Source organism: Enterococcus sp. HMSC078F03 (assembly GCF_001811595.1).
GTDB classification, from domain to species: domain Bacteria; phylum Bacillota; class Bacilli; order Lactobacillales; family Enterococcaceae; genus Enterococcus; species Enterococcus faecalis.
Genome location: NZ_KV805602.1, coordinates 52,005 through 56,779 on the forward strand (window position 1 = coordinate 52,005; position 4,775 = coordinate 56,779).

Genomic DNA, 4,775 nt, shown 5'->3' on the forward strand with positions numbered 1-4,775 from the left:
ACGGAGTATTCGTCAAAGAAGCCGATTTGTAAGGCTCGAGGTGGAAGAGATGCGAATTATCCTACCGATTGAGCCCAAGCCACAAAGCCGCCCAAGGTTTGCAAGACGTGGGAATTATGTCCAAACCTATGAAGATAGCGCTATGAGAGCCTATAAACAAAAGGTAAAAGTGTATCTACGAAAGGCAAAACCAAAATTGATTGAAAAAGGGCCAATCATGGCGCACGTGACGTTTTATGTACAAGCGCCTAAGTCAGCTCTAAGTAATAAACAGAAGCGATTAGACGTAAAATTAGAGCGCAAATACTGCGATAAAAAGCCAGATTTAGACAACTATTTTAAAGCAGTCACGGATGCTGCAGAAGGTATTCTCTACAAAAATGATGGGCAAATTGCTGTGATGGTTTGCCAAAAGTTGTACAGTATGCGACAGCGAACAGAAATTGAAATTATGAGTTTGGAGGAAAAGGAATGACGAAAAACAAACTCAGAGAAACAAAAAGAGCCATTCGTCATAGAATTCTTTTTTTGACTGGTGATGATGAATCGTGGATGAATAATTCAGAAATCGTGGAAGAGGTCCAGAGATTATCAAAACAACTGAATTCTAATCTTATAAACGATAAGCGACCACTACCAAAAATAGATCCCGATAAGCTAACGAAAGAAGAATACCAGCGCTTATTAGACTTAGGTTATCAAGTAAACGATATTAAGAAAGCTCTCGGACTGGGAACAACCACATTTCAAAACTGGCGAAAGGCAAATGGCATAGAAAACATAATTAAGCGAAAAGAAAATAACAAAGTAGAGGAGAACAAACGCATGAAATTTAATTTAAATACAGCAACGTTACTTATTTCAAACAATTTTGGAGTGAAAGCAGAGGAATGTTTAACGATCTCAAAAAGCGGTCTGGCTTTAAGTGGTCCAGTAGTACAACGCTTGAACAAACCAGAATGGGTTCAACTATATTTAGACGAACAAAACAAAGCGTTATTTGTTTTGCCGTGTGAAGCAACTGCAGAAGGTGCAAGAAGTTGTGTAAGTCCTAAAGCAAATAAAAAAACAGGCTATCGAAAAAGCTGGAATGGTCACGTGTTAAGAAAAGCTGCCGAAGTTGTAGGCTTTAACATCGAAACAGATGTTTACCATGTAAAACCAGAAGAAGTGGAAGGACATCCAAACGCTTTAGGATTTGATTTGACAAAGGCGGTCAAAGTGAATGGGTAAAACTAAATCTAAAATCAAAAAGAAAAAACGCCGACTTAAAGAAAAAGCTATCGCAAACGGCACATACAATAAACGAGGTAAAAACGATGACGTGCATAAAATGCAAGGGACAGATGATTGTCTGGGAAAAAGATAGATTCGGTCATGCGAAAGCAATGCCTTGTCCGTTATGCAACAAAAGTGGGCAAGGTGTTGCGAAAAAGTTAGCTGAAATAAAGAAGAAATAAACGAAAGGAGTGGAGGTTTGGTCGACCACAAAGGATTCTTTACTCCTTTGAAATGATGAATAGTTACCAAAAGAAAAAGAAACGCAAAACACATTAGAAATACTAAAAGAAGCAATGGAACTTCTGGAAAATAAAACAAGCAGTTCATTTACTGAACCAGAACAGCTGTCATTATTTTAGAAGTGGATCCAAGAAGGCAAAGTGCAAAATCAGTGCGTGTTTTTGTCTGTTTTACGTTTCTTTATGGCTGGAAGGCTAAACCATAGAAGCAGAGCTGCAGGGAAAAATAGCAAGAAAACGCCTAAACTGATTTTATGTAATAAAAAGGCAACAGCGGAGGCTAATTATGAAATTAATCTATGTTTTAACTGGAAAAGAAGAAAATAAAAACTATGTAAAAAAATTTGTTGGGAATTATTGCAGTTTTGGACCTAAAGAGGATGCAAAAGCATTTACTAGTGAAGAAGCTGAACAGATGAGAAAACTGTTAGAGAATAGTGTAGGCAATGCGTTTGTTATTGATGATGACAGAGTATTATCACAAGGAGGATAAAAAATGGATGCATTAGAAGTATTACAAAAAATTCAAGAGTTAAAGGAAATATACGGTGACATTGAAGTTATGGTGAAATCGAATAGTGAAGGCAATGAATTTTTTAAGAAAATAATTGACGTTGATTTGCAAGCTGGAATGATTGACGAAGAAGGCGAATTTATTGATGAGAAAGTCATTTTAATTATTTGTGAGTAGGAGAGAAAGTGAATGATCTATATAAAAAATTTTATCCATGATGTTGATTCATCAACAATTACCTTTGAAGTAGAACGTGATGGGGTGACGAATTACGTAGAAACTAGAGATACTGGTTATGGAACGACTTCTATAGATATTAATGATTTTACTGAAGATTGGTCAGATTCTGAATACAATCAATTAGAAGAGTTTTTAAACGGTTGTCAAGAAATAGTGCATTCGTTTCATCGTTGAAAGATTATATCGTAGGTGTTGAAATTATTGATTTTGTAGAGGAGGAAACAGAATGAAATACAAAATTGCAGTAACTGAAACAATGAGTGCAACACGATATATTGAGGTCGAATACGACGAAGATATTGATGAATTGTTACATGATGTAGAAAATTCGCCTTATGAAGAAAATGTTGCGAGTATTTTGGAAGAATTAGGAGCAACTATTTTAAAAGAAGATCAGCCAATTGTAGGTAAAATAGGCGATTGGGAAACTGAATCATTAGACTATAGTGTAATGGAGGTAAAATAAATGAAATTTTACGAAATTAAAGACCCGTATTTTGCATTAATCGTTGCTGAAGATGAAAAACAATGTTTAAAACTTTACAAGGATATTGTTTGCGAAGTAGAAGACGAAAAAGAATTTTTCGATGATATGAAAACAATTGATAAATACGAGGCGTTCAAAATGCTTGCTAAAAGTCATATTGAAGATAGTGGAGAATTGGGCGTAGAAGAAGCTTTCAATCAATTAGAAAATCTTGAAGAAGACGGCGAAGTATTATTGATTGACGGCAGCTTGATTTAGGAGGAGTAATCGTTGCTTACTACTCTAAAAGTCTATAAAGAAGGCTTCAACGAGAGCATAAAAATTGGTGAGTCAGTTGATTATGCGGGTGATAAATATATTGTTATCCGCATACTTGAAATAAAAAAATTGTATTTCAGTAAGTCGGTAAGACTAGAACTTAGAATCTTAGTACAAAAAGTAGGAGTAACAACTAATTATAACAAATATAAAAAACAGGCGCAGGTAATTGAACATTACGATCAGAGCAAAGAAAACGAAAGAATGAAAAAAGTCGGAGATATTGTAATTTTGGATAAGAAAATTGCTTATGAAGTAATTTCAATTAATAGTATTCACTATGAGTTTGTTGATTTGGTTGTTGAATATACTGTACAAATGGTTGTTCCGTGGTCGGAACAAGAAATAAATAAAGCACTGAAAGAAGAGCGCAAAAGTACGTTTAAGGTATTGGAAGGTGGAAAGTAATGAATAAACAAGAATTGATTGAAGAGTTAGAATGCTTAGAAGTTCCTACAGATAGTCTTGATTATTTGAAAGGTGCTAACTATGCTGTCGAAAAAGCAATTAGCTTAGCAAAACAACTAAAAGAATCGAAAAAAGCTGTATTACCTAAAAGTGCCGATGAATTTATCAAAGAAGGTTTATCAATGGGGTCTGATAAAGTAGACATTATCGGTTCCGCAGTTTCTTTTTCAAGTTCAATGCCCGATGATGAATTTTCTTTGTGGTTTAAGTCGAACAGAGATTTATTCGTTGATACATTAGCTAACGGTTACGAAGTCGAGAAAGAACCGCTTTATTATGTTTTATTATCAGACAAAGGGGCGACCAACATAGGATATACTTTTTTAAATTTAGCGGGAACAATTGATTTTACGATATGTAAGGAAAAGGTGGATATGTTAACAGAAAATCAAATCAAAGCAATTGATGAGCGCTATTGGCCGTTTGCTGTGAAGGTGGAGTAAGAATAGATGAAAGATAAGAAATTTTCACCTCTAACAATTATTTGTGTGATTATAGGCATATGCTGGGTTGTCTCAATTGTGGGAATCGGATATTTTATTTCACATCCAGAACTAATTGGACACTGGTTTAGTCGTTTAATAAGTGGGTTTAAATAGTTTTGAAACCAATGTATTTTAGTTTTTACAATCGATAGTATAAAAAACTACCTAGTTTCCGCTAGGTAGTTCTGTAAGAAATAATATTAAGTTTATTTTTTTCAATATCTTTATATCAAATTGATTATAAAAAATCAAGTACAAAAAAGCCAACCGACCACTGGTTGACTAAGAAGAATATTTTACCAGAAAAGTGGTAGCTTGTGATATGTGAGGTTACTTTGCCCCAAACATTGGTCACAATAAAAATATTTTATCACGAGGTAAAATAATTGCCAATAAAAAACAGCCGTATAACTGGCTGTTTAGATAGATTTGGAATAGAATTCCTATGCTTCACAAATATTTTATAGCAAATTACTGTTAATTTGTAAAGAAAATTAGTCGTTGAGAAAACGATTAGTTTAGCTGCTTATTAGTGGTAAAAAATAAACGGATAATTTTATTATAAATATAAAATAAAGATCAACTAATTGCTTTTAGTTGACCTTTAACAAAAACTGGATATTTAGTTTGTGGATAATATGTGGATAACCTTGTGGAAAAGTCAGTATTATTATACCACAAAAGGAGCGATTTCACTTGATTAAATTGCTAAAAGAAGTAGATTTTCGACAAACAAAAGCGAA

At 33.9% G+C, this 4,775-nt stretch carries 10 protein-coding genes; all 10 read left to right on the plus strand.

The window, feature by feature from the left end:
* The first annotated feature begins 40 nt into the window (after positions 1-40).
* The 10 genes from HMPREF2810_RS12850 (at position 41) to HMPREF2810_RS12895 (ending at position 3,990) form a co-directional block, all read left to right on the plus strand.
* Positions 41-475, plus strand: coding sequence for a RusA family crossover junction endodeoxyribonuclease (locus HMPREF2810_RS12850; protein WP_002382583.1), 435 nt, complete (start codon positions 41-43; stop codon positions 473-475).
* Positions 472-1,233: a hypothetical protein gene (locus tag HMPREF2810_RS12855; protein ID WP_002382584.1), complete on the plus strand. Its 762-nt coding sequence runs from the start codon at positions 472-474 to the stop codon at positions 1,231-1,233. Before HMPREF2810_RS12850 ends, HMPREF2810_RS12855 begins: the two co-directional genes overlap by 4 nt.
* Positions 1,226-1,369: a hypothetical protein gene (locus tag HMPREF2810_RS15920; RefSeq protein WP_002382585.1), complete on the plus strand. Its 144-nt coding sequence runs from the start codon at positions 1,226-1,228 to the stop codon at positions 1,367-1,369. Before HMPREF2810_RS12855 ends, HMPREF2810_RS15920 begins: the two co-directional genes overlap by 8 nt.
* 437 nt (positions 1,370-1,806) lie before the next feature.
* A complete protein-coding gene (locus HMPREF2810_RS12865; protein ID WP_002382586.1) occupies positions 1,807-2,013 on the plus strand; it encodes a hypothetical protein in 207 nt (68 codons plus the stop codon).
* A 3-nt stretch (positions 2,014-2,016) separates the two neighbouring features.
* A complete protein-coding gene (locus HMPREF2810_RS12870; RefSeq protein WP_002382587.1) occupies positions 2,017-2,211 on the plus strand; it encodes a hypothetical protein in 195 nt (64 codons plus the stop codon).
* 12 nt (positions 2,212-2,223) lie between these two features.
* On the plus strand, positions 2,224-2,448 hold the full coding sequence (locus tag HMPREF2810_RS12875; protein WP_002382588.1) for a hypothetical protein: 225 nt from the start codon (positions 2,224-2,226) through the stop codon (positions 2,446-2,448).
* Positions 2,449-2,500: 52 nt separating this feature from the next.
* Positions 2,501-2,740 carry a hypothetical protein gene (locus tag HMPREF2810_RS12880; RefSeq protein WP_002382589.1) on the plus strand — a complete coding sequence of 80 codons (240 nt, stop codon included), beginning with the start codon at positions 2,501-2,503 and terminating at the stop codon, positions 2,738-2,740.
* On the plus strand, positions 2,741-3,019 hold the full coding sequence (locus HMPREF2810_RS12885) for a hypothetical protein (protein ID WP_002382591.1): 279 nt from the start codon (positions 2,741-2,743) through the stop codon (positions 3,017-3,019).
* Between the two features lie 12 nt (positions 3,020-3,031).
* Positions 3,032-3,487, plus strand: coding sequence for a hypothetical protein (locus HMPREF2810_RS12890; RefSeq protein ID WP_002382592.1), 456 nt, complete (start codon positions 3,032-3,034; stop codon positions 3,485-3,487).
* A complete protein-coding gene (locus HMPREF2810_RS12895) occupies positions 3,487-3,990 on the plus strand; it encodes a DUF1642 domain-containing protein (protein WP_002382593.1) in 504 nt (167 codons plus the stop codon). Before HMPREF2810_RS12890 ends, HMPREF2810_RS12895 begins: the two co-directional genes overlap by 1 nt.
* The last annotated feature ends 785 nt before the right edge of the window (positions 3,991-4,775 follow it).

Bases quoted from the DNA above. Each gene is read 5' to 3' on its own strand.
- HMPREF2810_RS12880 (WP_002382589.1), top strand. From the start codon at position 2,501: ATGAAATACAAAATTGCAGTAACTGAAACAATGAGTGCAACACGATAT.
- HMPREF2810_RS12875 (WP_002382588.1), top strand. From the start codon at position 2,224: ATGATCTATATAAAAAATTTTATCCATGATGTTGATTCATCAACAATT.
- HMPREF2810_RS12885 (WP_002382591.1), top strand. From the start codon at position 2,741: ATGAAATTTTACGAAATTAAAGACCCGTATTTTGCATTAATCGTTGCT.
- HMPREF2810_RS12855 (WP_002382584.1), top strand. From the start codon at position 472: ATGACGAAAAACAAACTCAGAGAAACAAAAAGAGCCATTCGTCATAGA.
- HMPREF2810_RS15920 (WP_002382585.1), top strand. From the start codon at position 1,226: ATGGGTAAAACTAAATCTAAAATCAAAAAGAAAAAACGCCGACTTAAA.
- HMPREF2810_RS12870 (WP_002382587.1), top strand. From the start codon at position 2,017: ATGGATGCATTAGAAGTATTACAAAAAATTCAAGAGTTAAAGGAAATA.
- HMPREF2810_RS12895 (WP_002382593.1), top strand. From the start codon at position 3,487: ATGAATAAACAAGAATTGATTGAAGAGTTAGAATGCTTAGAAGTTCCT.
- HMPREF2810_RS12865 (WP_002382586.1), top strand. From the start codon at position 1,807: ATGAAATTAATCTATGTTTTAACTGGAAAAGAAGAAAATAAAAACTAT.